A 24,368-nucleotide genomic window follows, 5' to 3' on the forward strand; every position below is an offset into this window, starting at 1 on the left:
TTCGCGTCAGTGGAGGATATTACTCGGGGCGAACGCGCTTCTTGCGGAACGACGGGTTCAGCGTCTGCTTGCGCAGACGGATGGACTTCGGCGTCACCTCGACCAGCTCGTCGTCGTCGATATAGGCGATGGCCTGTTCCAGCGACATCTGGCGCGGCGGTGTCAGGCGCACGGCCTCGTCCTTGCCGGAGGCGCGGACGTTGGTCAGTTGCTTGCCCTTGATCGGGTTGACGTCCAGGTCGTCCCAGCGCGCGTTCTCGCCGATGATCATGCCCTGATAGGTCTTCTCGCCGGCGCCGACGAACATGACGCCGCGATCTTCCAGGTTCCACAGGGCGAAGGCCGCCGTGTCGCCGTCCGAGTTCGAGATCAGCACGCCCTTCAGACGACCGGCGATCGCGCCCTTGTATTCTTCGTAGTGGCTGAAGACCCGGTTCAGCACGCCCGAACCGCGCGTGTCGGTCAGGAACTCGCCCTGATAGCCGATCAGCGAGCGTGACGGGCATTTCAGGCTGATGCGGGTCTTGCCGGCGCCCGACGGCCCCATGTCGGTCATTTCGGCCTTACGGGCCGACAGCTTCTCGATGACGATGCCCGAGAATTCGTCGTCGACGTCGATCATGACGTCTTCGATGGGCTCCATCTTCTCGCCGTTGGGGCCTTCCTGGAAGACCACGCGCGGACGCGAGATCGAGACCTCGAAGCCTTCGCGGCGCATGTTTTCGATCAGAACGCCCAGCTGGAGTTCGCCACGGCCGGCCACTTCGTAGGCGTCGCCGCCTTCGGTGGTGGTGACGCGGATGGCGACGTTGGCTTCGGCTTCCTTCAGCAGACGGTCGCGGATGACGCGCGACTGAACCTTGTCGCCTTCGCGGCCGGCCAGCGGGCTGTCGTTGACCGAGACGGTCATGGAGATGGTGGGCGGATCGATGGGTTGAGCCGGCAGGGCGTCGACGACTTCCATGGCGCACAGGGTGTCGGCCACGGTCGCCTTGGACATGCCGGCGATGGCGACGATGTCGCCCGCTTCCGAACCCTCGTCCAGAGCCGTACGCTTCAGGCCGCGGAAGGCCAGGACCTTGGTGATCCGGCCGCGTTCGATTTCCTTGCCTTCGCGGTCCAGGGCGTGGATCGCCATGCCGGGGATCGCCTTGCCGCTCTCGATGCGGCCGGTCAGAATCCGGCCCAGGAAGGGGTCGGACTCGATCAGCACGTTCAGCATCTGGAACGGCTTGTCTTTATTTTCTTGAACCTTGGGCGGCGGGACGTGGTCGACGATCAGGTCGAACAGCGGGGCCAGGTTGTCGTTGGGCTGGTTCAGATCCATCGTCGCCCAGCCGTTGCGGCCCGAGGCGTAGATGTGGGGGAAGTCCAGTTGCTCGTCCGTCGCGCCGATGGCGGCGAACAGGTCGAAGGTCTCGTTGTGGACGCGGTCCGGATCGGCGTGGGCGCGGTCGACCTTGTTGATGCACAGGATCGGGCGCAGGCCCATCTTTAGGGCCTTGGTCAGGACGAACTTGGTCTGGGGCATGACGCCCTCTTCGGCGTCCACCAGGATGACGCAGCCGTCCACCATGCCCAGGATCCGCTCGACTTCGCCGCCGAAGTCAGCGTGGCCGGGGGTGTCGATGATGTTGATGCGGGTTTCGCCGGCCTTGCCGTTCCAGAGCACCGAAGTGCACTTGGCCAGGATGGTGATGCCGCGTTCCTTCTCCTGGTCATTGGAGTCCATGGCGCGCTCTGTCGTCGCCTCATTGGCTCGGAAGACGCCGGACTGGGCCAGTAGTTGGTCCACCAGGGTCGTCTTCCCGTGGTCGACGTGGGCGATGATGGCGACGTTGCGCAGGTTCATTTGATAATCGCGAAAAGGCGCGGCCGGGATGCAGGCGGCCGCTGGTCATGAAAAGGCATGCAGGGAGCGCGCGCCTCTTACAGGCATGTGGACGGAAAGACCAGAGCGGGCGTTTCACCGTCCGCCGCCGCCTTACCGATATTTCATTCCCGACGCCGCATCTGTGGGGCATGGCGGCTCCCTCTATTCCCGTGACGGCATGACCGTTCAGGAATGGAGAAGACGATGTCGGCCTTGATGGGAATGATTATGGCGGGTCTGCTGGCGACAGGGACTGCGCCGGACATGCGGGTGGACGCCCGCGATCTCGCCATGGCCCGCCCGGGCGACGCTGCGGTTCTGGCCGAGCGTATTCAGGCGGCGAGCCGAAGCTGGTGCGCCCGCTATCGCGGCCTTCTGACGCCGAACGACGTGGGCATGCCCAGCGTCTGCGAGCGTGAGATGAAGCGTCGCGCCTTCTACCAGCTCCCTAGGGAACAGCGTCGCCTCTTCGTACAGGCAGGGGGACGGCGGACCCTGAACCGGCCCTAGAGGCGGCGGATCATATAGCGGGCGTCGGCGCCATAGCTGGCCAGCTTGGCCGCCATGCCCGGCGCCGCGTGTTCTGCAAACCCGCGGCGACGCCAGAAATTCACGGCGTCATTGACGGCGACCAGGGCGATGGCGGGCCAGCCGTCCCCGGCCGCCTGTTCCGCCAGCCGCTCGACGACGGCCCCCGTAACCCCGCCCCCGCGCGCCTGGGGGTGCAGGGCCAGGTCGTGCAGATAGATCAGGGCCGGTTCCGCCGGCAAGCCCTCGATCACCGTGTTCAGCGGCGGCGCGCTGTCGGCCCGCCACGGATAGGCGATCAGATAGCCTTTCGCCGCAGCCTCGCCGTCCGCCAGCACGAAACAGCCGCGCGGATAAAGCGCCAGCCGGTTCTGGAAACAGGCCCGGTCCTCGAAATGGTCCGGGAAGGACAGGCGGGCGGTCTCGACCACGGCGTCGATGTCGGTCGGCCGCATGGGCCGCCAGGTCAGGTCGGGCAGCGGCTGTTCAGTTCCGTCTTGTGAAATCGCCATTCGACCGTCTTCGTCTCTCCGCCTGCATCGCCCTCGATACGGGCGTACAGGGTGTCGCCATCGCGTTCATAGACGATGCGCTTTGGAAAGTCGTCGTCGGCCGCCTGCTCGAAAACGACGCGGTTTGCGCCGGAGGCGACCACAGGGAAGACCGTGACCGGCAGGCCGTCCGGTTGAGCGAAATAGGCGAGAGGAGCGTCAGGCGCGGGGCCGGTCGGCGCGATGCGCGAGTGTTCGAAGCCCACCCGGTCCCCCAGGACCGTCACCGTCATTCCGGTCATCAGCGACAGACGCGGCGTGGTCCAGGTTTCGGACACCTCGCGCCCCGGATCGCAGACCCGCCAGGCGCCGGACATCCATTCCAGGTCCGGGCGCAAGTCCGCCTGCAGGGCGGCGGTCATCATCAGCGCGGTCAGCATGTCGGGTCTCCCTCCGTGTCGATGTGGATCGGTAAACCTGCTGGGCGCGTCCGGCTTGTAGGTTTACGACGCAACACGCGCTTGCGAAGCGATGGCGCGGGCCAACGCGTGCTGATCGCGGGCCCAATCGGTCGCGGTGCAACCCAGAAACCGGCGAAAATCGCGCGCCATCTGCGGCTGATCGAAATATCCGGCCTGAAGCCCCGCCTCCAGCCACCCCTCTACGTCTTCGCCGGGGTGGGCGGCGTGGTCGAACACCCGCCGAAAACGGAAGATGGAACGCAGCAGGCGCGGCGACACGCCCACGCGGTCGGCGAAACGCCGTTGAAGCGCGCGCTGTGCGCTGGCGGCCCGAGCCGAAGCGGGGGTCGGAGCCGGCGCTTCCGTCTCGGCCGCGGTGATCTCGGCGCGAACCACGGGATCGATCCACCAGACCGTTCGGCGTCGCTGATCCTCCAGCCAGGCGACGAAGGCGGCGACCTGGCCTGCGGGATCGCCGGGCGGCGGGGCGAACCCGGCCAGCCGCTCGACCATGTCCAGCCGCCGATCCGTCGCCGCGCTGAGCGGAAAGCCCAGAAAGTCTCGTGCGCCGTCCGGTTCGAAACGCACGGCCACCAGTTCCGTCGGGCCGGTGGGATGCATGACCAGCGGCCGGGTCATCTGGCCGGCGAACAGGGCCGGGGGTTGCAAGCGAAAGACCCCGTCCTCGCCCTGTTCGGCGTAGGGGGCGCCGAGGTCGAAGACCAGTTCGGGACACCCGTCCGGGGCGATGCGCTGGATCGTCCGCGACGGATCGGGAGCCGCATAGGTCCAGATCGTGCGGACGAAGGGCCGAAGCGCGGGCGGCGGCGCGAACTCCTGATACCTTTCCTCCCCCGAGGCCACCTCAGTTCACCTTGGACGGATCCGGCGGGGCGTCAGGCAGGGCCGAGACGGGCACGCCGTCGTCCTTTAGCTTCTTCACCTCGGCGGGGGTGGCCTCGCCGTAGATTTCGCGCTTCTCGGACTTGCCTTCATGGATGTCGCGGGCTTCGCGGGCGAAGGCGTCGCCGACATAGTCGAAGTTCGCCTCGACGTGGGCGCGGACTTCCCGGGCGGCGGCCATCATGACGGTCTGCATCCTGGCGGCCATGTCCGAGGCCGGATCGGCCTGGCGTGCGCCGCCGACCGCAGGGGCCATCACGGCCTTCTCCACCCTGTTGGAGCCGCAGAACGGGCATTCCACCAGGCCGCGCGCGGCCTGGTCGTCGTAGTTGGCCGAAGAGCCGAACCAGGCCTCGAAACCGTGGGTCTGGTCGCATTTCAGGGCGTATCGGATCATGGGCGGATCATTGGGCGGGCTGGAAGTCGCGGTCATGGGTCAGGGCGGGCACCGCCGCGCGGGCCTTGGCCACCGCCTCCATGTCCAGTTTCGCCGTCAGGATGCAAGGGTCGTCGTGATCCGCCCGGGCCAGGATCTCGCCCCAGGGTCCGACCACGGTCGACCGGCCCCAGGTGCGGCGCCCGTCCTCGTGCAGGCCGCCCTGGGCCGGGGCCAGGACGAAGGCGCCGGTCTCGATGGCGCGGGCGCGCAACAGGGTCTCCCAGTGCGCCTGGCCCGTCGGCGCCGTGAAGGCTGCCGGGACCGCAATCATCGCCGCTCCGGCCTTGGCCAGGTGGCGATACAGGTAAGGAAAGCGGACGTCATAGCAGATGCTCAGGCCCAGCCGACCCCAGGGGGTGTCGGCGACCGCCGCCGCATCGCCGGGCCGCACCGTCGCGCTTTCGCGGTAGCGTTCGCCGTTCGGCAGATCGACGTCGAAGACATGCAGCTTGTCATAGCGGGCGACGATCCCGCCGGCCGCGTCGATCAGCAGCGACCGGTTGGCGGCGCGGCCGTCGCCGACCTGGCCGGAGCGGACGATGGCCGAGCCGATCAGCAGCCAGACGCCCAGCTCTGCCGCCAGACGACGCAGGCCCAGGACGACGAGGTCGGCGTCCTCGTCCGTGACGACGGAGTCGCGGCGGTCGCGGCGCTGCTCCAGGACATTGGTCCCTTCGGGCGTCAGGATGAATTTCGCCCCGCCGGCCGCCGCCTCGCGGACCAGGGGCTCGACATGGGCCAGGGCCGGCGGCGCCGTCGCCGGCGTGCGGGTCTGGATCAGGGCGATGTCGAGCCCGCCGCTCATGGGATCAGGCCGCCAGAAGCGGGTCGAGCTTGCCCTCGCGGTCCAGGGCGTGGATGTCGTCGGATCCGCCGACGTGGTTCCCGGCGATGAAGATCTGCGGGAAGGTCATGCGGCCGCCGGATTTCTCGACCATCTCGGCCTTCTTGGCCGGGTCGTTCGAGGCGACGATCTCGGTATAGTCAGCGCCCTTCTTCTTCAGCAGCGCCATGGCGCTGTAGCAATAGGGGCAACCGGGCTTGGTGTAGATGACGACGTCGGCCAATTCGGATCTCCAGAATGATGCGCCCAAGGGCGTCGGACGGCCTAGCCGCCCGTATTTGAGTTCTACATAGTCAGTTCACGGGCGTTTCGCACCCTGGCGATGACGGCGAGATCCACCGCCCTGGCCCCGGCGTCGATCAGGGCGCGGGCGCAGGCCTCGCCGGTCGCGCCCGTGGTCAACACGTCGTCGATCAGAAGGATGCGCCGGCCCTTGATCCGCCGCCGACAGATCTCGCTGACGATGAAGGCCTTCTTGACGTTCAGCCGCCGTCCGCGCCGGCTCTTGCCGCCCTGGCTGGTCGTGTGGGTCCTGCGCGTCAGGGCGTCGGGCAGATAGTCGAGCCGGGCGTGGCCGGCCAGGGGGCGGGCGATCTCGGCCGCCTGGTTGAACCGCCGCGACAACAGGCGAAACGGGTGCAGCGGGACGGGGACCACGGCGTCGGCGTCCTGGATCAGATCCGTGGCGGCCCGGCCGATCCAGCGAGCGAACAGGGAGGCGAACTGCTGCTGGTCGCCGTGTTTGTAGCGCAGGATCAGACTTCGCGAGTGGTCGTCATAGACACAGGCCGCCCTGGCCCGCGCAAAGACATAGGGTTGGGCGATGCAGGCGGCGCAGCAGGTTTCGGCAAAGGCGCCGCCGTCGAATTCGAAGGCCGCGCCGCAGCCGTCGCACACCGGCGCGTCGAGGAATTTGATCCGGCTCCAGGCGTCGGGCGTCAGACCGGCCGCCGCCGTCGCCTCGCGGCTGTCGTGAGCCAGGGGCGGCAGGACGATATCCGCCAAACCGCGCCCCACGTCGCGCAACTGACGCCCCGCCCCTTCCCAGGCGCGGCGCCAGCCCCCATCCTGCATCATCATGACCGCCTTCCCCGAAGCAACGTCCGCATCCTCCAGCGCCCCGCCCCGCATCTTCGACGCCTGGCGACGCGAGGCCCGTCTGGCCCGTGCGGCCCATCGACTGGGCCAGGCCGACTTCCTGCACGTCCGGGCGGCCGAAAATGCAGCGGGCAGCCTGGAGGCCATCCTGCGCGACTTTCCGGTCGCCGTCGATCTCTCGGCCCATTCCGGCCCGTTCGCCCAGGCCCTCGCCGCCAGCGACGCCGCCGGCCGGGTGGGCGTCGTCGCCAGCCCCACGTCGCGCGCCGAGCGGGCCGCGCCGGGCGCCGCCGCCCTGCCGCTGGACGAGGGATCGACCGATCTGATCGTCTCCCTGCTCAGCCTGCACTGGGCCAACGACCTGCCCGGCGCCCTGGCCCAGATCCGCAAGGCCCTGAAGCCGGACGGGCTGTTCATCGGCACCCTGTTCGGAGCCGGCACACTGAAGGAGCTGCGATCGGTCCTGACCGAGGCGGAGCTGGCCGAGCGCGGCGGGGCCCAGGCGCGGGTCTCGCCCTTCGCCGACGGCTATGACGGCGCCGCCCTATTGCAGCGCGCCGGCTTCGCCCTGCCGGTCTCGGACGTGGATCGGTTCACCGTCCGCTATCCCGACCTGTTCGCCCTGGTCCGCGACCTGCGGGCCATGGGCGAGACCAATGTGCTGGACGGGCCGATCCGCCCGCTCAGCCGCGCCGTGATCGCCCGCGCCGCGTCCCTGTACGCCGAACGCCACGGCGACGCCAACGGCCGCATCCCCGCCACCTTCGAGATCATCCATCTGGCCGGCTGGAAGCCGCACGAGAGCCAGCAGAAGCCGCTGCCGCGCGGGTCGGCCAAGGCCCGGCTGGCGGATGCGCTGGGCGTGAAGGAGATGACCGGCGACGAGGTCGACTGACGAACGTCTCCGGGTTTGCTTCAGCGGTTCAGGGCGTCTGCGATCTTTTGCATGGCCTGATTATAAAGACCGCCGTTCGCTGCGCCCAGCGCGTTCAGCCCGCCGAGAATGGCGACGAAGATCAGGCCGCAGATGAGGCCGTATTCGATGGCGGTCGCGCCCCTGTCGTCATTCAGGAACCGGGCGGTGAAACGTCGCATGGCCGGCCTCCTGGTCGGCGGTGATCAGAGCAGGTCGCGCAACCAGGCGACCAGGGGTTCGTCCGCCGGCGGCATAGGATAGGCCGACAGCTTGTCCGGCTTCACCCAGGCCAGCGCGTCGTGTTCGCGCGCGGCGACCACGCCGTTCCAGCGGCGGCACAGATACAGTGGCATCAACAGGTGAAAGGAATCGTAAGCGTGGCTGGCGAAGACGAAGGGCGCCAGGCAGGATTCGCTGACCTCTATGCCCAGCTCCTCGCGCAGCTCGCGGATCAGGGCCGCCTCGGGCCGCTCGCCCGGCTCGACCTTGCCGCCTGGAAACTCCCACAGCCCCCCCAGGGCCTTGCCCTGCGGCCGTTTGGCGATCAGCACCCGCCCATCGACATCGATCAGGGCGACGGCGACGACGAGGACGGTAGGGAGAGGCGTATCAGTCACGAGCGATAATCGCCGTTGATCTCAATATAGCCCTTGGTCAGGTCGCAGGTCCAAACCGTGGCCGAGGCCCGGCCCGCCCCGACGTCGACGGTGATGTCGATCTCGGGGTTCTTCATATAGGCGGTCATTTTGGCCTCGTCGTAGGTCGGGGACGGGGCGCCGTCGACGGCGGCGACATTGGGGCCGAACCGGATGCCCAGTCGGTCGCGATCGACCGGTTCCTCGGTCTTGCCCACGGCCATGACCACCCGGCCCCAGTTGGCGTCCTGACCGGCGATGGCGGTCTTGACCAGGGGGCTGTCGGCGATGGACTTGGCCAGTTTACGGGCCGAGGCCGGGCTGGCGGCGCCGTCCACCGTCACCTTGACGAACTTGGTCGCGCCCTCGCCGTCGCGCACCAGCTGGTGCGCCAGGTCCAGCATCACCTTGTCGAGCGCGGCCGAGAAACTTTTCAGCCGGCGGTCGCCGACCCGGCCGATCCGCGGCGCGCCCGAGGTTCCGGTGGCGAACAGCAGGGCGGTGTCGTTGGTCGAGGTGTCGCCGTCCACCGTTACGCTGTTGAAGGTGGTGCGGACATGCAGGCCCAGCAGGGCCTGAAGCACGTTCGGATGGATGTCGGCGTCGGTGACGATGAAGGCCAGCATGGTCGCCATGTCCGGCGCGATCATGCCTGAGCCCTTGGCGATCCCGGCGATCCTGACCTTGTAGCCTTCGATCTCGGCCTCGGCGTAGGACCCCTTGGGGAAGGTGTCGGTGGTCATGATGCCGCGTCCGGCCCGGGCCCACTGCTCGGACGGATGGATGTCGGCGTCCAGGCGGCTTTCGATGTCGGGCAGTTTGGAGACGATCTTCTTTTCGTCCAGCACCACGCCGATGACCCCGGTCGAGGCCAGCATGACGTCGCGCTGGCGACACCCGAACCGTTTGGCGACCTCTGAGGCGGTGCGGCGGGCGGCGTCGGCGCCGGCCTTGCCGGTGAAGGCGTTGGCGCAACCGGCGTTGACCACCAGGGCGCGCACGTCCTTGCCGCCGTCCGCCCCGCCCAGCGCCTTCTTGCACCAGTCGACCGGGGCCGAGCCGATCTTGTGGCGGGTGAAGACGCCGGCGCAACTGGTGCCCCGCGCGAACCGGAACACCACCAGGTCGTCGCGCTCGTGCTTGTAGAAGCCGGCTCGGGCGGTGGCGATCTCGACCCCGCCGATGGGCGGGATGGTGGGGAAGGGCACGGCCAGGGGCGACACGGCCAGACCTGGCTTCCCGGCGGCGGGCGCGGGGGCCGGGGCGGGCTCGGCCGGGCGGGTGGCGCGTTTCAGGGCCGTGGCGAACGGATCCAGGGCTTTTTCGAACGCCTGTTCGATCTTCTGGCCGGTGGTCGAGGGGGGCTTGTTCATGTCAGGCGGCCGGGGCGGAGGCGGAAGTCGGGGAGGGGGCGTCGGCGGGCGGGGGGGCGCTGGGAGCGGCGGGCGGCGGGGCGGAGGCCGGCTCCTCGTTTCGCCCGGCGGTTTCGCCCGCCAGCAGGACGTCGACCTTGGCCTTGCCACGCAACTGCTCCAGCAACTGCCGCACCCCCTCATAGGTCAGGTAGCGGACGATCTGGGGCCGGGCCTGCTCCAGGGTCGGCGGGCTTTCCTTGCGCCGGTCCTCGACCCGCAGCACGGCCCAGCCGCCTTCGGTCTGGAACGGACCGACGGTGGAGCCTGCCGGTTTGTCGCGCAGGGCGCCGGCATAGGCCTGGGGCATGACGTCCAGGGTCGAATAGCCCAGGTCGCCGCCAGAGAAGCGCGTCGCCTCGTCCACCGACCGCTCCATGGCCACGGCCTCGAAACTGGCGCCCTGGCCCAGGATGCCGATGACCGCCTCGGCCTCCGGCTTGGTGCGCGACAGGATCAGGCGGACGCGAATCTCCTCCGACGTCTTCGCCAGCCGAAGCTGCTCATTGTACAGGGTCTGGACCGCCTGGTCGGAAATGGCGCCGTTGACCACGCTCTCGACCAACATGTCGCCCAGGATTCGTTCGCGGGTCGCCTCGAGGCGACGCTGGGCCAGGGGCGAGGCGTCCAGGCGACGGCGCTCGGCCTCCTTGGCGAGCAGTTTCTGGTCGATCACCTCGTCCAGCACGCGCCGGAACAGGTCCGAGGTCACGTCCAGCGGCTCGCCCTCGCCCACCAGCCCTTGGGCCACCGCCTCGCGCTTCACGTCGGAGGCCCAGACGGTCTCCTCCTGAACCTTGGCGACCGGCCGGTCGCCCGGTTCCGGGGCCTTGTCGTCGCCGCCGCCGCGCGAACAGGCGGCGACCGTCAAGACCGCAGCCAGAAGAGCCATGGAAAACAGGCCGAAAGGTCGCCGAAATGGGGTCAAGAGGGCGCTCCGTAGAAGGCGGCCGAAAGCCCCTCGCGTTGACAGGGGTTAGGCCGGTGCTTAAGTCCCGCCTGCGCCCAAGTCGAGGGGTTTTGATCGTCTGCGCGGCCCTTCGCGCGCGCCAGTTCCGGCGCATCGGGGTCGCCACCGGTTCGGGCCCCTCTCGCGGCGTCCGTATCGCCGCCCCTCACGGGATTTCCAGAGCCGCTCAGCTCGCAGACGCTCGACCGCTTACCGGATCCAATATGCTCGGCTTCGCCAAGAAACTTTTCGGCTCTTCCAACGACCGCAAGGTCAAGGCCTTCCAGGACCACGCCCAGCGCATCAATGCGTTGGAGCCCAAGTTCGCCGCCCTGTCCGACGACGAACTGCGGATGATGACCGACGCCTTCCGCGACCGGGTGGCGAACGGCGAGACGCTGGACAAGATCCTGCCCGAGGCCTTCGCCGTGGTGCGCGAGGCGTCCAAGCGGGTGCTGGGCCAGCGTCAGTATGACGTCCAGCTGGCCGGCGGCATGATCCTGCATGAAGGCGGCATTGCGGAAATGCGGACCGGCGAGGGCAAGACCCTGGTCGCCGTGGCCCCCGTCTATCTGAACGCCCTACCCGGCAAGGGCGTCCACGTCATCACCGTCAACGACTATCTGGCCCGCCGCGACGCCGAGACCATGGGCAAGGTCTATCGCTTCCTGGGCCTGGAAGTGGGCGTCATCGTCAACGGCCTGAGCCAGGGCCAGCGCCAGGCCGCCTATGCCGCCGACGTCACCTACGGCACCAACAACGAGTTCGGCTTCGACTATCTGCGCGACAATCTCGTCTATGACCGGCGCGAGATGGTGCAGCGCCCGCACAACTTCGCCATCGTCGATGAAGTCGACTCCATCCTGATCGACGAGGCGCGCACGCCTCTGATCATCTCGGGTCCGACAGAGGATCGATCGGATCTGTACAAGATCCTGGACGGCCTGATCAAAGACCTGATCAAGGACAAGGACACCTACGAGCTCGACGAGAAGCAGAAACAGGTCCTGCTGACCGAGCTGGGCTCGGAACGGATGGAAGAGGCGCTGGAAGCGGGCGGCTATTTCGCCGCCGACACCACTGGCCTTTACGACGCCGCCAACATCAGCCTGGTCCACCATTCCAACCAGGCCCTGCGCGCCAACACCCTGTACCAGCGCGACAAGGACTATATCATCAAGGGCGGCGAGATCGTCCTGATCGACGAATTCACCGGTCGGATGATGACCGGCCGCCGCCTGTCCGAAGGCCTGCACCAGGCCATCGAGGCCAAGGAAGACGTCAAGATCCAGCCCGAGAACCAGACCCTGGCCTCGGTGACGATCCAGAACTATTTCCGCCTTTACCAGAAGCTGTCGGGCATGACCGGCACCGCCGCGACCGAGGCGCAGGAGTTCGGCGACATCTACAAGATGGACGTGCTGGAGGTGCCGACCAACCGGCCGATCCAGCGCAAGGACTATGACGACGAGGTCTATCGGACCCATGCCGAGAAGAACCAGGCCATCGCCAAACAGATCGCCGAATGCCACCTGGCGGGCCAGCCCATCCTGGTCGGCACCGTCTCGATCGAGCGTTCGGAACAGCTGTCGGATCTGCTGAGCAAGTTCGAATACAAGGTCGAGGTCTCGCGCAAGCTGAAGCCCCAGTACGAGGGCAAGGCCAAGGAAGCCGAGAAGATCGGCGACGCCGCCTATGACATCACCTACGAAACCAAGCTGCGCGGCATCCCGCACTCGGTCCTGAACGCCCGCCAGCACGAGCAGGAGGCCTATATCGTCGCCGACGCCGGTCTGCCGGGCGTGGTGACCATCGCCACCAACATGGCCGGCCGCGGCACCGACATCCAGCTCGGGGGCAACCTCGAGATGAAGATGCAGAAGTGGCTGCTGGAACAGCGCAACATGGCCGTCGAGGTCACGCCCGAGATGGAGAAGGCGCAGGAGGCCCAGTACAAGGCCGACATCGCCGTGCAGAAGAAGATCGCCCTGGACGCCGGCGGTCTGTTCGTCCTGGGCACCGAGCGCCACGAGAGCCGCCGGATCGACAACCAGCTGCGTGGCCGCACCGGCCGTCAGGGCGACCCCGGCACCTCGAAATTCTACCTGTCCTGCGAGGACGACCTGCTGCGCATCTTCGCCGGCGACCGTCTGGACTCGATCATGAAGACCTTCGGCGTGGCTGAGGGCGAGGCCATCACCCACCCCTGGCTGAACCGCGCCATCGAGACCGCCCAGAAGCGGGTCGAGACCCGCAACTACGACATCCGCAAGAACCTGCTGAAATACGACGACGTCGTGAACGACCAGCGCAAGGCCGTGTTCGAGCAGCGCCAGGAGTTCATGGACTCCGAGGATCTGTCCGAACTGGTCGGCGACTTCCGCCGCGACGTGGTGTCCGATCTGGTCGAACGCTTCATGCCGCCCAAGGCCTATGCCGAACAGTGGGACATCGACGGCCTGGACGAAAAGGTCCGCACGACCCTGGGCCTGGAACTGCCGCTGCACGACTGGGCGGCCGAGGAAGGGGTGTCGAACGAGGAGATCGAGGAGCGGCTTCTGGCCGCCGCCGACGCCCGCGCCGCCGAACGGCTGGAACAGATCGGCGCCGACCAGACGCGCGGTCTGGAGAAGCAGTTCATGCTGCAGATGATCGACATGCAGTGGCGCGAGCACCTGGTCCATCTGGACCATCTGCGCGGCGTGATCGGCCTGCGCGGCTACGGCCAGCGTGATCCGCTGAACGAATACAAGACCGAGGCCTTCGCCTTGTTCGAGAACCTGCTGTACGACCTGCGCCACAACGTCACCCGCTGGCTGATGACGGTCGAGTTCCGCTTCCAGGCGCCGCCGGAAATGCCCGAGTTCCAGGAGATTCACCTGAACCCCGGCACCGGCGAGAACGAGATGGCCAATCCGTCGGCCCAGAACCCGGAAGGGACCCTGATCGGCGACGACCGCTCCAAGCTTCCGGTCGAGGCCCTGCCGCCCGGCTGGGAAATGACCGGCCGCAACTCCCCCTGCCCCTGCGGCTCGGGCCGCAAGTTCAAACACTGCCACGGGGCGCTGGTCTAAGACCCTCTTCCCCCCATCCGTCACCCTCGGGCTTGTCCCGAGGGCGCACGGCGGCTGCGGATGCGGGCGTTTGCGCGGGGCGAAAAGCTACGTCAGCAACGCCTTCAACACCCCGTCCAGCACGGGCCGCCCGCGCGGCGTGGCCACCAGTCGGTCGCCACTGAGTCTCAGGAAGCCGTCCGCGATCAGATCCGCCGTCGGTGCCGCCTCCGCTGACAGCCCCAGGTCCGCGAGCAAGCCCACCGGCGCCCCCTCGACCGTGCGCAGGCCCAACAGCAGCCGCTCTTCGGCCGCGCCGGCGGCGTCCAGCCGTTCCGTCTCCATCCAGGGTGATCCCGCCTCGACCCCGGCGTCATAGTCGGCGATCCGGCGATGGGCGACGGTGGCGGTGCGCGTCCCGTCCAGCGTCAGCCGCCCGTGGGCGCCCGGCCCCAGGCCCAGATAGTCGCCGCCCCGCCAGACATGCAGATTGTGCGCCGACCGCGCCGACACGCCCCGCGCATGGTTGGACACCTCGTAGGCGTCGAAACCGGCGGCCTCCAGCACCGTCTGGGTGGTCTCGTACAGGGCTGCGGCCTGGTCCTCATCGGGCGGGGTCAGGGTCCCGCGCGCCAGGGCCCGGCCGAAGGCGGTCGTGGGCTCCAGGGTCAGCTGATAGGGCGAGACATGCTCGAACCCCATGTCCAGGGCCGCGCCCAGCTCGGCGGCCCAGTCGGCCGGCGTCTGGTCCGGCCGGGCGTAGATCAGGTCGACGGACAGGCGCGAAAACGCCCGCCCGGCCAGAGCGACCGCGCGCCGCGCCTCGGCCGCCGAATGATCCCGCCCCAGGAACCGCAGGGCGGCGTCGTCCAGCGCCTGCACCCCCATCGACAGCCGGTTCACCCCGGCCCCCGCCAGGGCGGCGAACCGGGCCGCCTCGGCGTCGGTCGGATTGGCCTCCAGCGAAATCTCGGTCGCGCCCGCCGGGGGGAACAGATCGCGCGCCTGGGCGATGATCCGCGCTGCGGCCTCGGGCGCCATCAGCGACGGCGTGCCGCCGCCGAAGAAGATCGAGGCCAGCCGGCGCGGCCCCGTCAGCGCGCGTTGCGCCCGCATGTCGGCCAGGATCGCCTCGACCAGTCCCGCCTGTTCCTCGACCCGCCCCCGGTCGCGCACGACGTTGAAGTCGCAATAGGGGCAGATGCGCGAACAATAGGGCCAATGGACATACAGGCCGACGTCCGAACCGGGGTTCGCCCAGGTCTCTGAGGAATCAGTCAATCAACGCGGCCCGCAGCTTGGCGAAGGCGCGGGTGCGGTGGCTGATGGCCTCCTTGGCCGCCGGCTCCATCTCGCCGAAGGTCAGCGCGCCGCCCTCAGGAATGAAGATGGGGTCATAGCCGAAGCCCCGGTCGCCACGCGGCGGGAAGGTCAGGACGCCGTGCACCTCGCCCTCCACCACCACGCATGGCCCGTCCGGCCAGGCCACCGCCAGGGCCGAGGTGAACCAGGCGGCCCGGTCCGTCGCCCCGATCTCCTCCAGCCGCTCCTCGACCTTCTTCATCGCCACGGCGAAATCCTTGCCCGGCCCGGCCCAGCGCGCGGAAAATATGCCCGGCGCCCCGTCCAGGGCCGCCACCGACATTCCCGAGTCGTCGGCCAGGGCGACCTCGCCTGACAGGGCGGCCGCGTGACGAGCCTTCAGCATGGCGTTGCCGGCGAAGGTTGTCTCGGTCTCGTCCGGCTCGGGCAGATTCAACTGGCCGGCGGTGAGGATCTCGTAATCTTCACCCAGAAGGGCGGCGATTTCCGGAACCTTGCCCGGATTATGGGTGGCGGCGACGATCCGCATCCCCTTGAAAAGCTTGAGAGTCATCGACGATCACGGCCCTGAAACAGTCTATTGCCAAAGTTTAATATCGTTAAACGATATGTAACGTGCTTTTTAGCAGCGCACGGCCTATCTATTGATCGTCAGGAACGGGGCCGCGCCGTTCAGGACTTCCGGAAAAACCGGAACGATCATGCGGATAACAAATGAAACGGGTGATTATCACCCATACAGGAAAAAACGGAGAACCCTGATGCATACGATGAACATGTCGCTCTGGCTCGACAAGGTCTGCGCCGCTTTCGTCAACACGGTCCTGATCGCCGCCCTGCCGACCGCCCTGGTCGCCATTCTGGTTCAAGCCTTCTGATCGCCCCCAAGTCCAGCCCTGTATCGATCACGAGAGCTTTGACGACCTTGACGAAGACCGCGATGTATAGAGCTGCGCGCGGGTTCGCCGGACCCCGCGCAGCCGTCGCGCCCTTCCCTCCGGCCTGAGACCGACCATGCGCCTGCTCCCGCCGCGACATCCGCTGAAGCGAGGCGAGGCGCTGAGTCCAAAATGGCTGACCCCGAAATGGCCCGCTCCTCGCTGGCTGCGCGCCATGATCGCGCCGCTGAAGGCCACGTTCCGCGCCCTGGGGCCGGGTTCGGTCTCCAGCGTGCTGAAGGTGGCGCTGGACGTCGCCTATATCCTGCTCTGGCTCATCACCGGCCTGCTGTTGTTGCTGCTGGTCGCCGCCGTCTTCATTCCCCTGGACAATGTGAACATCACCGTCAGCGGCGAGTCCGGCGGGCGACAGCTGCCGCTGACCCGTATGCTTCTGCTGTTCGGCCTGGGGGCGGCCACCGCCTATTTCGGCGGCTTCATGCTGATCCTGCGCAGCCTGCGTCGGATCTTCCGCACCTTGACCATGGGCGATCCTTTTCATCCCGACAATGTCCGCCGTCTGCGCCAGATCGGCCTGACCCTGGCGGTCGTGACCGGCGGCGTCTGGCTGGCACAGGGCTTCGTCGCCGCCCGTCTGGCGCCAGGCGTCATGGACCCCCAGGGGCTGGGTGAACTGCTGACCCCGATCTTCTCCGTCCTGATCGTCTTCGTCCTGGCGGAGGTTTTCCGCGAGGGGGCGCGCCTGCGCCGCGAATCCGAACTGACGATCTGAGCCGTTTCCAGTAGGACTTCCCCATGGCCATCCGCGTCCAGCTTGATCGCGTCCTCGTCGAACGCCGCATGTCGCTGACCGAACTCGCCGACCGGGTCGGGGTGACGGTGGCGAACCTGTCGATCCTGAAGACGGGCAAGGCGCGCGCCGTGCGTTTCTCGACCCTCGACGCCCTGTGTCGCGAACTGGATTGTCAGCCCGGTGATCTGCTGGTTCACGAACCCGGTCCGGGCGACGCCTTCGACGACGACGCCGAGGCATGAAGCGCAAGGGCCCCGGCCGTGACGAGAACGGGCTGACGCCCGAGGACCGTCGCATCTGGAGCCGCATCACCGGCACGGTCGCCGCCCCGCGCAGCCGCAAGGCCGCCCGCGTCACCCCCGGCGCCGAGGCTCCGGCCCATGTCGTGGTCGCCCCGCCCGAGCATCCGCGTCGCCTGCCCAAGGTCTCGCCGCAACGCAACCTGCCGACCGCCCCGCCGGTCGACTCCCGCCCCCCGGCGTCCCGCCCCGCCGCCTCGCGTGTCCGCTCCGCGCCCGAGGATCTGGAGCCGCGCCGCAAACTCCGGCTGTCGCGCGAGCGGGACCCCATCGAGGCGCGCATCGACCTGCACGGCTTCGGCCGGTTCGAGGCCGAGGATCAGCTGCTGGCCTTTCTGACGTCGTGCCAGGCGCGGGGCATGCGGGCGGTCCTGGTCATCACCGGCCAGGGACGGCTGGGCGGCGGAGTGATCCGCGCCTCGTTCGGAGAATGGATGCAGTCGCCGGGCCTGCGCGGCGTCGTGTCCGGCTTCACCGTCGCCCACCAGAGGCACGGCGGCAACGGCGCCTTCTACGTCACCCTGAAGCGTAAGGCCTGAACGCGGAACGCCGGGCATGAAAAAGGCCGGGACCGCGCGGCGGCCCCGACCTTTTCAGGCGCTTCGATTGGACTATTTGGCGGACAGCGCGCCGGCCAGGATCACGTCGATCTGCTTGCCCATATGGTCGGACAGGGCTTGAGCGTCCCATTCGTCATAGGCGGCGCGGCGGTAGTTCGACAGATAGGCGTCCCAGATCAGCTCGACCAACAGGCGGATGTCGGCGTCCTTGTTCACTTCGCCCTTGGCGACGGCTTCCTGGAGGATGCCGCCGATCGCCAGCAGCAGGTTCTTGGTCGCGGCGCGGGCGCGCATCTCGGCGGCCAGGGGCTGGAACCACGACCGGGCGACGATGGCCTGGAACAAGGGCAACTGGTCCAGCGAGGAGTGATAGCCGGCGCTGAGGGCGCCCAGCAGTCGCTGGCGAACGGGTTCGCCCTGGGGCGCGCCCGCCTCGACCACCTCGGCCAGGCGGGTCATGTCCTCGGTCAGGACGGCTTCGAACAGTTCGGCCTTGTCCTGGAAGTTGGCGAAGACCGCCCCGGTGGACATGCCGGCGCCCTTGGCGATGTCGCGGATCGTGGCCGGCTCATAGCCGCGCTCGGCGAACAGGGAGCGGGCGGCGTCCAGAACCTTCTGGCGAGTCCGGACCTTGGCGGCCTGACGGCGGTTCAGGCGGGGAGCGGCTTCGGTCGAGAGAACGGTATCGGTCATGAAATCAGGCTTTTACTCTACGCATTTCGGAAGCCCTGACGGCCCGAAGTTGACTGGGTCAGTCGCTTAGACCGCGAGGCGAGACGTTATGTTGCTTCGCCCGCCAACCGCGCGATGCTGAAGCAGGGCTTGCATCACGGAACCATGACGAAAATGGGTCGCAAAAGCTAATGTCGCGGTTAACAGCCCGATTTCTAAGCTTAACTGTTATGGTTACCTGTCCCAATCTGAGGCATTCTCAACGCGCGGGTGGTTCTACTGCGTCCTCCGGCGGGTATGGCGGCCTGGAAGGTGCGGCGAAACTGATCCCGCTTCTCGTGGATCGAGGCCAGAACCAGACCCATGGGCACGCCCAGATCGACCAGGGTGTTCTCCGCCAGCTGCAGGCTGGCCTCGGTCGTTTCGGGCACCGCGTCGGTGACGCCCAAGGCATAGAGGCGCGCCGCATGTTGGTCGTCGCGGGCGCGGGCGATGATGATCAGGTCGTCGCGCAAGGCGCGAGCCGTGGTCACCACCTCGTCCACCTTGGCCGGGGCGTCCATGGTGACGATCAGGGCGCGGGTGGACAGGACGCCGCAATGCGCCAGCATCTCGGCGCGACCCGCGTCGCCGTAGAAGATGTCGAATCCGTCGCGACGTCCCGCCGCCACGGCGGCGGCGTCGGTGTCCAGGGCGATAAAGGCCTGGTCGTGTTCCTTCAGCAACTCCCCGATCAGTCGTCCAACCCGGCCGAAGCCGACGATGATGACGGCGCCGTCGGCCTGTTCCGGCGGGGCTGCGCCCTCGGGCGTGGTCGGCAGGGCCGGCGCCTTTTCGCGCGACAGCCTCTGACCCAGCAGGGCCAGGAGGGGAATGGAGAAGATGCTCAGGGTCGCCGACAGGGCCACGGTGCTGGTCAGGGCCGGCGGGGCGATCCCCTCGACCATGCCGGTGGCGAAGACCACGAAGGCGAACTCGCCCGCCGGCGCCAGGACCAGGGCGGTCTCCAGCGCCGGACGCGCGCCCAGGCCCCACAGGCGCGCCAGGCCGAAGATGACGCCGGTCTTGACCACGGTGATGGCCAGGGCCAGGCCGAACAGCAGGACCGGATTGGCCGCGACCGCGCCCAGGTCCAGGCCCAGGCCGACCCCGACGAAGAAGACCCCCAGCAAAAGACCCTTGAACGGTTCGATGGAGACCTCGACCTCGCGCCTGAACTCGGTCTCGGCCAGAAGCACCCCGGCGACCAGGGCGCCGATGCTCATCGACAGGCCGCTGGCCTGGGCCGCCAGTCCGGCGACCACCACGACCAGCAGGCTGGCGGCGACGAACAGCTCGCCGCCCTGCGCCGACTTGCGCGCCTGGGCCACCGAGCGGAACATCGGCCGCAGCACCACACGACCCATAAGGACCAGCAGGCCCAGGCCGATGGCGGCCGGCACCAGGGTGAACAGCGACCGTCCCAGAACCGCCGGATCCAGCGACCCGCCCGCCTGGGCGACCGCGGCCATCACGCTGACGGTGATCAGGATGGGCGCGACCGACAGATCCTGGGCCAGCAGAATGGCGAAGGTCGACCGACCGACCGTACCCTTCAGCCGCCCGCTTTCGGCCAGGACCGGCATGACGACCGCCGTCGAGGACAGGGCCAGGCCCATGCCCAGCACCGCTGCGCTGACCAGGCTCTGGCCCAGCAGCACGAACAGACCCGCCAGCACCAGGGTGCAGACGACGACCTGCATCAGCCCCAGGCCGAAGACCAGCCGCCGCATGGCGCGCAGCCGTTCCCACGACAGCTCCAGCCCGATCATGAACAGCAGGAAGGCGACGCCCAGTTCCGACAACTGCGCCAGCTGAACCGGATCGCTGATGGTGAAATAGGAGAGCCAGGGAAGCGTGTCCGAAAACCGCGCCAGCCCGCTGGGGCCCAACACCACCCCGGCGGCCAGAAAACCCAGAACCGGACTGATCTTCAGCCGATTGACCAGGGGCACGATCACCCCCGCCGCCGCCAGGAAGACCACCAGATCCTTGTAGTCTGCGCCGTGCCCCTGCATTCGCCCTCCGTATCCCCGGCATGTGACCCGGAACCGCCGTCCCTGGCGAGACGTCGCGACCGTTTCATGAACTTTTTTTAAGGCGACAGCCCCAACCTCGGGTCTAGGGTCCGCTCCGACCTGCCCGCTCCAAGGGTGGAACCTAGGATACAGTGATGAAAAGACTGCTTATCGGCGCCGCTGTCGGCGCCCTTTTGGCGCCTGCCGCCGCCTTCGCCCAGGACATCGACCACGACCACGCCTGTATCGACGAGACCTGCTCGATCGTCTCGCTGTTCTCGGGCGAGGAGACCGCAGCCGGCTGGCAGGGCGTGGACGCCCCCCGCTACGGAACCTGGGGCTTCGATCTGAACGGCCGCGACACCTCGGTGAAGCCGGGCGACGACTTTTTCCGCTACGCCAACGGCGCGGCCTTCGACAAGCTGGTCATCCCGTCGGACCGCACCAGCTACGGCTCCTTCGCCCTGTTGCGCGAACTGTCGGACAACCGGATGAAGGAACTGGTCACCGGCCTGGCCGCGCGCACCGACCTGACGCCCGGCTCGGACGAGGCCAAGGTGGCCGACGCCTATCGGTCCTACATCGACCAGGCGCGCATCGATCAGCTGGACGCCCAGCCGCTGCAACCCTATCTGGCCGCCATCCGCGCCGCCGACAGCCATGAGAAGATGGCCGTCTACATGGGCCAGACGGTCGGCCGTTTCGGCGGCTCCTTCTTCGGCACCGGCATCACCATCGATGCGAAACAACCGACCCGCTACGTCGTCTCGACCGGTCAGTCGGGCATAGGCCTGCCGAACCGCGACTATTATCTGGACGCCCGCTACGCCGACAAGAAAGAGAAGTATCAGGCCTATGTCGCCGACATGCTGGGCATGATCGGCTGGGCGAACCCGGTCGAGACCGCCGCCCAGATCGTCGCTCTGGAGACCAAGATCGCCGAGGCGCATTGGACCCCGGTCGAGAACCGCAACCGCGACAAGACCTACAACGAGGTCACTATCGCCAAACTGACCCAGGACGCGCCGGGCTTCGACTGGCAGGCCTATTATGATGCGGCCGAACTGGGCGGCGTGCCCCGCCTGATCGTGCGCCAGGACACGGCCATGCCCAAGATCGCGGCCCTCTACGCCGAGACCCCGGTCGAACTGCTCCAAGCGTGGGAAGCCTTCCACACCGCCGACGATATGGCCCCCCTGCTGTCGCAACGGTTCTCGGACGCCCAGTGGGGCTTCCGCTCGCGCGATCTGTCGGGCCAGCCCGAACAACGCACCCGCGAGAAACGCGCCATCTCCTTCGCCGAAGGTTCGCTGGGCGAGGCGACGGGCCGGCTCTATGTCGCCCAGTATTTCCCGGCCGAATCCAAGGCCAAGATGGAAGACCTGGTCGCGAACCTGCGCACCGCCCTGTCGCATCGGATCGACAACCTGAGCTGGATGGGCGCAGAGACCAAGGCGGCGGCGCAGGAGAAGCTGCGCAAATTCACCGTCAAGATCGGCTATCCGGACAAGTGGCGCGACTATTCGGCCTTGGAGATCCGCGCCGACGATCTGGTCGGCAACGCCGAGCGTCAAGGCCTGTTCGAATGGAACCATGACCTGTCGCGCCTGAACGACCCGGTCGACAAGTCCGAATGGGGCATGACCCCCCAGACGGTGAACGCCTATTACAACTCGGCCAATAACGAGATCGTCTTCCCGGCCGCCATCCTGCAACCGCCCTTCTTCGATCCGAACGGCGATCCGGCGGTCAACTACGGCGGCATCGGCGGCGTGATCGGCCACGAGATCGGTCACGGCTTCGACGACCAGGGCTCCAAGTCCGACGGCGACGGCGTGCTTCGCAACTGGTGGACGCCTGCGGACAAGGCCAATTTCGAGGCCCTGACCGCCCGTCTGGGCGCGCAATACGCCACCTACGAACCGATCGCCGGCTACACCATCAACCCCGGCCTGACGATGGGCGAGAATATCGGCGACGCGTCCGGCGTGGCCGTGGGTCTGGAGGCCTATCACCTGTCGCTGGCCGGGAAGCCCGCCCCGGTGCTGGACGGAACCACCGGCGACCAACGCTTCTTCTACGGCTGGGCCCAGGTCTGGCAGTCGAAGTATCGCGACGAAGCCCTGAAGCAGCAGGTCGCCACCGACCCGCACTCGGCGGCCCAGTTCCGGGTCATCGGCCCGCTGCGCAACGTCGACGCCTGGTACGACGCCTTCGACGTCCAGCCGGGGACCAAATACTATCTGACGCCGGAAGAGCGCGTCCGCATCTGGTAGGCGGAGCCCATTCGAGAACGGAAAAGGCCGGGGTTCGCCCCGGCCTTTTTCATGGGCGGACGCCTCGACAAATCGCTCCGGAAACCTCGAGACCACATCGAAATAGTCCACATATTGTCCATGGTGCGGGCGGCTCTAGGCGCGAAAAAGCCCGCTGCGGGGGATACATCGCAGCGGGCTTTCGCGCTCTTTGAAGAGCGGACGTTTCCTCCCCGAAACGCCTTCGAGTGCTGCGCGCTTGAGCAACGCTTGCCCTCGAGTGAGTTCATTTGGCCTATCGGACCCTGCGGCGTCAACGCACGTATTGAGGGGAGTCGAACTTTCTTCGACTTATCATTGATAAGTCATATTTGACGCACTATTTTCTCGAAGCTTATTCGATAATAGTTTTGATCGCAGCGATCAGGCCGTCGCGGGGGATCTTCATCTGGCCCGGACGTTCGGCCTTCCAGGCGTCGTTGTCGGTGATGGCGGCTGCGGCGGCGCGGCCGGCGTCCAGGTCTTTGATGGTGACTTCGCCCGCTGCGATCTCGTCGCCGCCCAGGATGACCGCGGCCGGAGAGCCGCGCCGGTCGGCGTATTTCATCTGGGCCTTCATGCCCGCACGGCCCAGATAGAGTTCTGCGGCGATTCCGGCGGCGCGCAGTTCGGCGACGGCGGCCAGGTAATGGGCCATGTCGTCGTCGGAGAAGACGATGACGACGACGGGGCCGCGCACGGCGTCTTCCGCCCCGCGACCGGCGGCGCGCAGGGCCGAGGCCAGGCGCGAGACGCCGAAGGAGAAGCCGGTGGCGGGCACGCTCTGGCCCGTGAAGCGGGCGACCAGATCGTCATACCGCCCACCGCCGCCGATGGAGCCGAACCGGACCGGGCGGCCCTTGTCGTCCGTGGTCTCCAGCAGCAGTTCGGCCTCGAACACCGCGCCGGTGTAATATTCCAGCCCCCGCACGATGGTGGGATCGAACTTCACCGCGTCCTGGCCGACCCGCATGGCGGCCAGCGCCCGGTCGATGGCGGCCAGCTCGTTCAGCGCCGCCTCGCCCGCCGTCCCCAGGTCGCCCGAGCGGGCGACCGCATCCAGGGTCTCGGCCCGCGACAGGCCCGGCGTATTGGCCGAGGCCAGAAAGGCCTCGATGGCGGCCGTCACCTTGGCCGGCAGGCTCGCGCCCTTGGTGTAGTCGCCGGAGTCGTCCAGACGGCCTTCGCCGAGCAGTTGGACGACGCCTTCCCAGCCCAGCCTGTCGAACTTGTCGATGGCCCGCAGGGCCGTCAGCCGCTGGCCCGCCTCGGTCACGCCGCCGGCGTCGAACAGGCCGTCGAACAGCTTGCGGTTCGAAACGCGGATCAGGGCCTGGCCCGCACCAAGGCCGGCGGTGCCCAGACCCTCGCAGGCCATGGCGATGATCTCGGCGTCGGCCTCGGGCCGGTCCGAGCCGACGGTGTCGGCGTCGCACTGCCAGAACTCACGGAACCGACCGGGGCCCGGCTTCTCGTTGCGCCAGACCGGGCCATAGGCATAGCGGCGGAACGGCTTGGGCAGAGTCTCCCAGGTCTGGGCGGCGAACCGGGCCAGGGGGGCGGTGTGGTCGTAACGCAGGGCCATCCAGTCGCCTGGCTCGTCCGAGCCCGCATCGTCCTGAAGGGCGAAGACCCCCTCATTGGGCCGGTCGGCGTCGGGCAGGAACTTGCCCAGGGCGTCGGCGTATTCGAAGGCTGGAGTCTCCAGCGGCTCAAAGCCCCAGCGCTCATAGACTTCGGACACGCGCGCGACGATGCGGCGTTCGGCGGTCAGGTCGCGGCCGCGCTTGTCGGCGAAACCGCGCGGATTGCGGGCGAGGGGTCGAAGGGGGGCGTCATCGGTCATGGCGCGCGCTTAAGCCAAGGGGG

24 protein-coding genes are annotated in these 24,368 nt (G+C 67.8%); 7 read left to right on the forward strand and 17 right to left on the reverse strand.

The features are described from left to right. Positions 1-19: 19 nt before the first annotated feature. Positions 20-1,852 carry a translational GTPase TypA gene (gene typA, locus GGR11_RS11705; RefSeq protein WP_183197195.1) on the reverse strand — a complete coding sequence of 611 codons (1,833 nt, stop codon included), beginning with the start codon at positions 1,850-1,852 and terminating at the stop codon, positions 20-22. Positions 1,853-2,077: 225 nt separating this feature from the next. Here typA and GGR11_RS11710 point away from each other — a divergent pair, with 225 nt between their 5' ends. Then, a complete protein-coding gene (locus GGR11_RS11710; RefSeq protein WP_183197196.1) occupies positions 2,078-2,383 on the forward strand; it encodes a UrcA family protein in 306 nt (101 codons plus the stop codon). Here the strand turns inward: GGR11_RS11710 and GGR11_RS11715 are convergent. The 7 genes from GGR11_RS11715 to GGR11_RS11745 all read right to left on the reverse strand — a co-directional run bounded on the left by GGR11_RS11715 (position 2,380) and on the right by GGR11_RS11745 (position 6,619). Then, positions 2,380-2,913, reverse strand: coding sequence for a GNAT family N-acetyltransferase (locus GGR11_RS11715; RefSeq protein WP_246331780.1), 534 nt, complete (start codon positions 2,911-2,913; stop codon positions 2,380-2,382). The genes GGR11_RS11710 and GGR11_RS11715 overlap by 4 nt on opposite strands. Beyond that, entirely contained in the window at positions 2,868-3,332 is a 465-nt protein-coding gene (locus GGR11_RS11720; RefSeq protein WP_183197198.1) for a DUF6265 family protein, read from the reverse strand. The genes GGR11_RS11715 and GGR11_RS11720 overlap by 46 nt, the downstream gene beginning before the upstream one ends. A gap of 63 nt (positions 3,333-3,395) precedes the next feature. Next, positions 3,396-4,217, reverse strand: coding sequence for a DUF6597 domain-containing transcriptional factor (locus GGR11_RS16950; RefSeq protein ID WP_183197200.1), 822 nt, complete (start codon positions 4,215-4,217; stop codon positions 3,396-3,398). Position 4,218: 1 nt separating this feature from the next. Then, positions 4,219-4,653 (reverse strand): DUF1178 family protein, encoded by a 435-nt coding sequence (locus GGR11_RS11730; protein ID WP_183197202.1) that lies wholly within the window; start codon positions 4,651-4,653, stop codon positions 4,219-4,221. 7 nt (positions 4,654-4,660) lie between these two features. Beyond that, complete coding sequence (locus GGR11_RS11735; RefSeq protein WP_183197204.1) at positions 4,661-5,500, reverse strand: carbon-nitrogen hydrolase family protein; 840 nt, start codon at positions 5,498-5,500, stop codon at positions 4,661-4,663. 4 nt (positions 5,501-5,504) lie between these two features. Continuing rightward, positions 5,505-5,762, reverse strand: a complete 258-nt coding sequence (gene grxC, locus GGR11_RS11740; RefSeq protein WP_008262738.1) for a glutaredoxin 3 — start codon at positions 5,760-5,762, stop codon at positions 5,505-5,507. A gap of 62 nt (positions 5,763-5,824) precedes the next feature. Beyond that, complete coding sequence (locus GGR11_RS11745) at positions 5,825-6,619, reverse strand: ComF family protein (protein WP_183197206.1); 795 nt, start codon at positions 6,617-6,619, stop codon at positions 5,825-5,827. Between GGR11_RS11745 and GGR11_RS11750 the strand changes: the two genes are divergently transcribed. After that, a complete protein-coding gene (locus GGR11_RS11750; RefSeq protein ID WP_183197208.1) occupies positions 6,618-7,532 on the forward strand; it encodes a methyltransferase domain-containing protein in 915 nt (304 codons plus the stop codon). The genes GGR11_RS11745 and GGR11_RS11750 overlap by 2 nt on opposite strands. Positions 7,533-7,552: 20 nt before the next feature. On the opposite strand, the gene GGR11_RS11755 is transcribed toward GGR11_RS11750, so the two are convergent. From GGR11_RS11755 to GGR11_RS11770, 4 genes are read right to left on the reverse strand one after another with little or no spacing between them, the layout of a single operon-like run. Continuing rightward, positions 7,553-7,732 (reverse strand): Flp family type IVb pilin, encoded by a 180-nt coding sequence (locus tag GGR11_RS11755; protein WP_183197209.1) that lies wholly within the window; start codon positions 7,730-7,732, stop codon positions 7,553-7,555. A gap of 24 nt (positions 7,733-7,756) precedes the next feature. Further along, entirely contained in the window at positions 7,757-8,170 is a 414-nt protein-coding gene (locus tag GGR11_RS11760; protein WP_183197211.1) for a (deoxy)nucleoside triphosphate pyrophosphohydrolase, read from the reverse strand. Continuing rightward, complete coding sequence (gene argJ / locus GGR11_RS11765; protein WP_183197213.1) at positions 8,167-9,561, reverse strand: bifunctional glutamate N-acetyltransferase/amino-acid acetyltransferase ArgJ; 1,395 nt, start codon at positions 9,559-9,561, stop codon at positions 8,167-8,169. The genes GGR11_RS11760 and argJ overlap by 4 nt, the downstream gene beginning before the upstream one ends. A gap of 1 nt (position 9,562) precedes the next feature. Continuing rightward, entirely contained in the window at positions 9,563-10,492 is a 930-nt protein-coding gene (locus GGR11_RS11770; protein WP_183197215.1) for a peptidylprolyl isomerase, read from the reverse strand. Positions 10,493-10,773: 281 nt separating this feature from the next. On the opposite strand from GGR11_RS11770, the gene secA reads away from it, so the two are divergent. Then, the gene (gene secA / locus GGR11_RS11775; RefSeq protein WP_183197217.1) at positions 10,774-13,623 is read left to right on the forward strand and encodes a preprotein translocase subunit SecA; all 2,850 of its coding nucleotides are present in this window, start codon (positions 10,774-10,776) and stop codon (positions 13,621-13,623) included. An 87-nt stretch (positions 13,624-13,710) separates the two neighbouring features. Here secA and hemW read toward each other — a convergent pair whose 3' ends face one another. Then, positions 13,711-14,883, reverse strand: a complete 1,173-nt coding sequence (gene hemW, locus GGR11_RS11780; protein WP_183197219.1) for a radical SAM family heme chaperone HemW — start codon at positions 14,881-14,883, stop codon at positions 13,711-13,713. Continuing rightward, a complete protein-coding gene (gene rdgB / locus GGR11_RS11785; protein ID WP_183197222.1) occupies positions 14,876-15,478 on the reverse strand; it encodes an RdgB/HAM1 family non-canonical purine NTP pyrophosphatase in 603 nt (200 codons plus the stop codon). Before rdgB ends, hemW begins: the two co-directional genes overlap by 8 nt. Before the next feature lie 461 nt (positions 15,479-15,939). Between rdgB and GGR11_RS11790 the strand changes: the two genes are divergently transcribed. Genes GGR11_RS11790 through GGR11_RS11800 form a run of 3 tightly spaced genes read left to right on the forward strand, consistent with a single transcriptional unit; the run spans position 15,940 to position 17,455 of the window. Further along, positions 15,940-16,596, forward strand: a complete 657-nt coding sequence (locus GGR11_RS11790) for a DUF2975 domain-containing protein (RefSeq protein WP_183197224.1) — start codon at positions 15,940-15,942, stop codon at positions 16,594-16,596. Positions 16,597-16,619: 23 nt separating this feature from the next. Continuing rightward, positions 16,620-16,859 (forward strand): helix-turn-helix domain-containing protein, encoded by a 240-nt coding sequence (locus GGR11_RS11795; RefSeq protein WP_008258757.1) that lies wholly within the window; start codon positions 16,620-16,622, stop codon positions 16,857-16,859. Beyond that, a complete protein-coding gene (locus tag GGR11_RS11800; protein ID WP_183197226.1) occupies positions 16,856-17,455 on the forward strand; it encodes a Smr/MutS family protein in 600 nt (199 codons plus the stop codon). Before GGR11_RS11795 ends, GGR11_RS11800 begins: the two co-directional genes overlap by 4 nt. A gap of 72 nt (positions 17,456-17,527) precedes the next feature. Here the strand turns inward: GGR11_RS11800 and GGR11_RS11805 are convergent, their stop codons facing one another. Both GGR11_RS11805 and GGR11_RS11810 read right to left on the reverse strand, forming a co-directional pair. Further along, entirely contained in the window at positions 17,528-18,169 is a 642-nt protein-coding gene (locus GGR11_RS11805) for a TetR/AcrR family transcriptional regulator (RefSeq protein WP_008261977.1), read from the reverse strand. Positions 18,170-18,369: 200 nt separating this feature from the next. Further along, positions 18,370-20,205, reverse strand: coding sequence for a cation:proton antiporter domain-containing protein (locus GGR11_RS11810; protein ID WP_183197228.1), 1,836 nt, complete (start codon positions 20,203-20,205; stop codon positions 18,370-18,372). Between the two features lie 155 nt (positions 20,206-20,360). Here GGR11_RS11810 and GGR11_RS11815 point away from each other — a divergent pair, with 155 nt between their 5' ends. Continuing rightward, positions 20,361-22,481, forward strand: coding sequence for a M13 family metallopeptidase (locus tag GGR11_RS11815; RefSeq protein WP_183197230.1), 2,121 nt, complete (start codon positions 20,361-20,363; stop codon positions 22,479-22,481). Positions 22,482-22,854: 373 nt separating this feature from the next. Here GGR11_RS11815 and hisS read toward each other — a convergent pair whose 3' ends face one another. Beyond that, on the reverse strand, positions 22,855-24,345 hold the full coding sequence (hisS, locus tag GGR11_RS11820; RefSeq protein WP_183197232.1) for a histidine--tRNA ligase: 1,491 nt from the start codon (positions 24,343-24,345) through the stop codon (positions 22,855-22,857). Positions 24,346-24,368 lie beyond the last annotated feature (23 nt).

This window comes from Brevundimonas mediterranea, from assembly GCF_014196125.1.
Lineage (GTDB): Bacteria > Pseudomonadota > Alphaproteobacteria > Caulobacterales > Caulobacteraceae > Brevundimonas > Brevundimonas mediterranea.

Bases quoted from the DNA above. Each gene is read 5' to 3' on its own strand.
- typA (WP_183197195.1), bottom strand. From the start codon at position 1,852: ATGAACCTGCGCAACGTCGCCATCATCGCCCACGTCGACCACGGGAAG.
- GGR11_RS11710 (WP_183197196.1), top strand. From the start codon at position 2,078: ATGTCGGCCTTGATGGGAATGATTATGGCGGGTCTGCTGGCGACAGGG.
- GGR11_RS11715 (WP_246331780.1), bottom strand. From the start codon at position 2,913: ATGGCGATTTCACAAGACGGAACTGAACAGCCGCTGCCCGACCTGACC.
- GGR11_RS11720 (WP_183197198.1), bottom strand. From the start codon at position 3,332: ATGCTGACCGCGCTGATGATGACCGCCGCCCTGCAGGCGGACTTGCGC.
- GGR11_RS11730 (WP_183197202.1), bottom strand. From the start codon at position 4,653: ATGATCCGATACGCCCTGAAATGCGACCAGACCCACGGTTTCGAGGCC.
- GGR11_RS11735 (WP_183197204.1), bottom strand. From the start codon at position 5,500: ATGAGCGGCGGGCTCGACATCGCCCTGATCCAGACCCGCACGCCGGCG.
- GGR11_RS11750 (WP_183197208.1), top strand. From the start codon at position 6,618: ATGACCGCCTTCCCCGAAGCAACGTCCGCATCCTCCAGCGCCCCGCCC.
- GGR11_RS11745 (WP_183197206.1), bottom strand. From the start codon at position 6,619: ATGATGATGCAGGATGGGGGCTGGCGCCGCGCCTGGGAAGGGGCGGGG.
- GGR11_RS11755 (WP_183197209.1), bottom strand. From the start codon at position 7,732: ATGCGACGTTTCACCGCCCGGTTCCTGAATGACGACAGGGGCGCGACC.
- argJ (WP_183197213.1), bottom strand. From the start codon at position 9,561: ATGAACAAGCCCCCCTCGACCACCGGCCAGAAGATCGAACAGGCGTTC.
- GGR11_RS11770 (WP_183197215.1), bottom strand. From the start codon at position 10,492: ATGGCTCTTCTGGCTGCGGTCTTGACGGTCGCCGCCTGTTCGCGCGGC.
- secA (WP_183197217.1), top strand. From the start codon at position 10,774: ATGCTCGGCTTCGCCAAGAAACTTTTCGGCTCTTCCAACGACCGCAAG.
- rdgB (WP_183197222.1), bottom strand. From the start codon at position 15,478: ATGACTCTCAAGCTTTTCAAGGGGATGCGGATCGTCGCCGCCACCCAT.
- GGR11_RS11790 (WP_183197224.1), top strand. From the start codon at position 15,940: ATGCGCCTGCTCCCGCCGCGACATCCGCTGAAGCGAGGCGAGGCGCTG.
- GGR11_RS11795 (WP_008258757.1), top strand. From the start codon at position 16,620: ATGGCCATCCGCGTCCAGCTTGATCGCGTCCTCGTCGAACGCCGCATG.
- GGR11_RS11800 (WP_183197226.1), top strand. From the start codon at position 16,856: ATGAAGCGCAAGGGCCCCGGCCGTGACGAGAACGGGCTGACGCCCGAG.
- GGR11_RS11805 (WP_008261977.1), bottom strand. From the start codon at position 18,169: ATGACCGATACCGTTCTCTCGACCGAAGCCGCTCCCCGCCTGAACCGC.
- GGR11_RS11810 (WP_183197228.1), bottom strand. From the start codon at position 20,205: ATGCAGGGGCACGGCGCAGACTACAAGGATCTGGTGGTCTTCCTGGCG.
- GGR11_RS11815 (WP_183197230.1), top strand. From the start codon at position 20,361: ATGAAAAGACTGCTTATCGGCGCCGCTGTCGGCGCCCTTTTGGCGCCT.
- hisS (WP_183197232.1), bottom strand. From the start codon at position 24,345: ATGACCGATGACGCCCCCCTTCGACCCCTCGCCCGCAATCCGCGCGGT.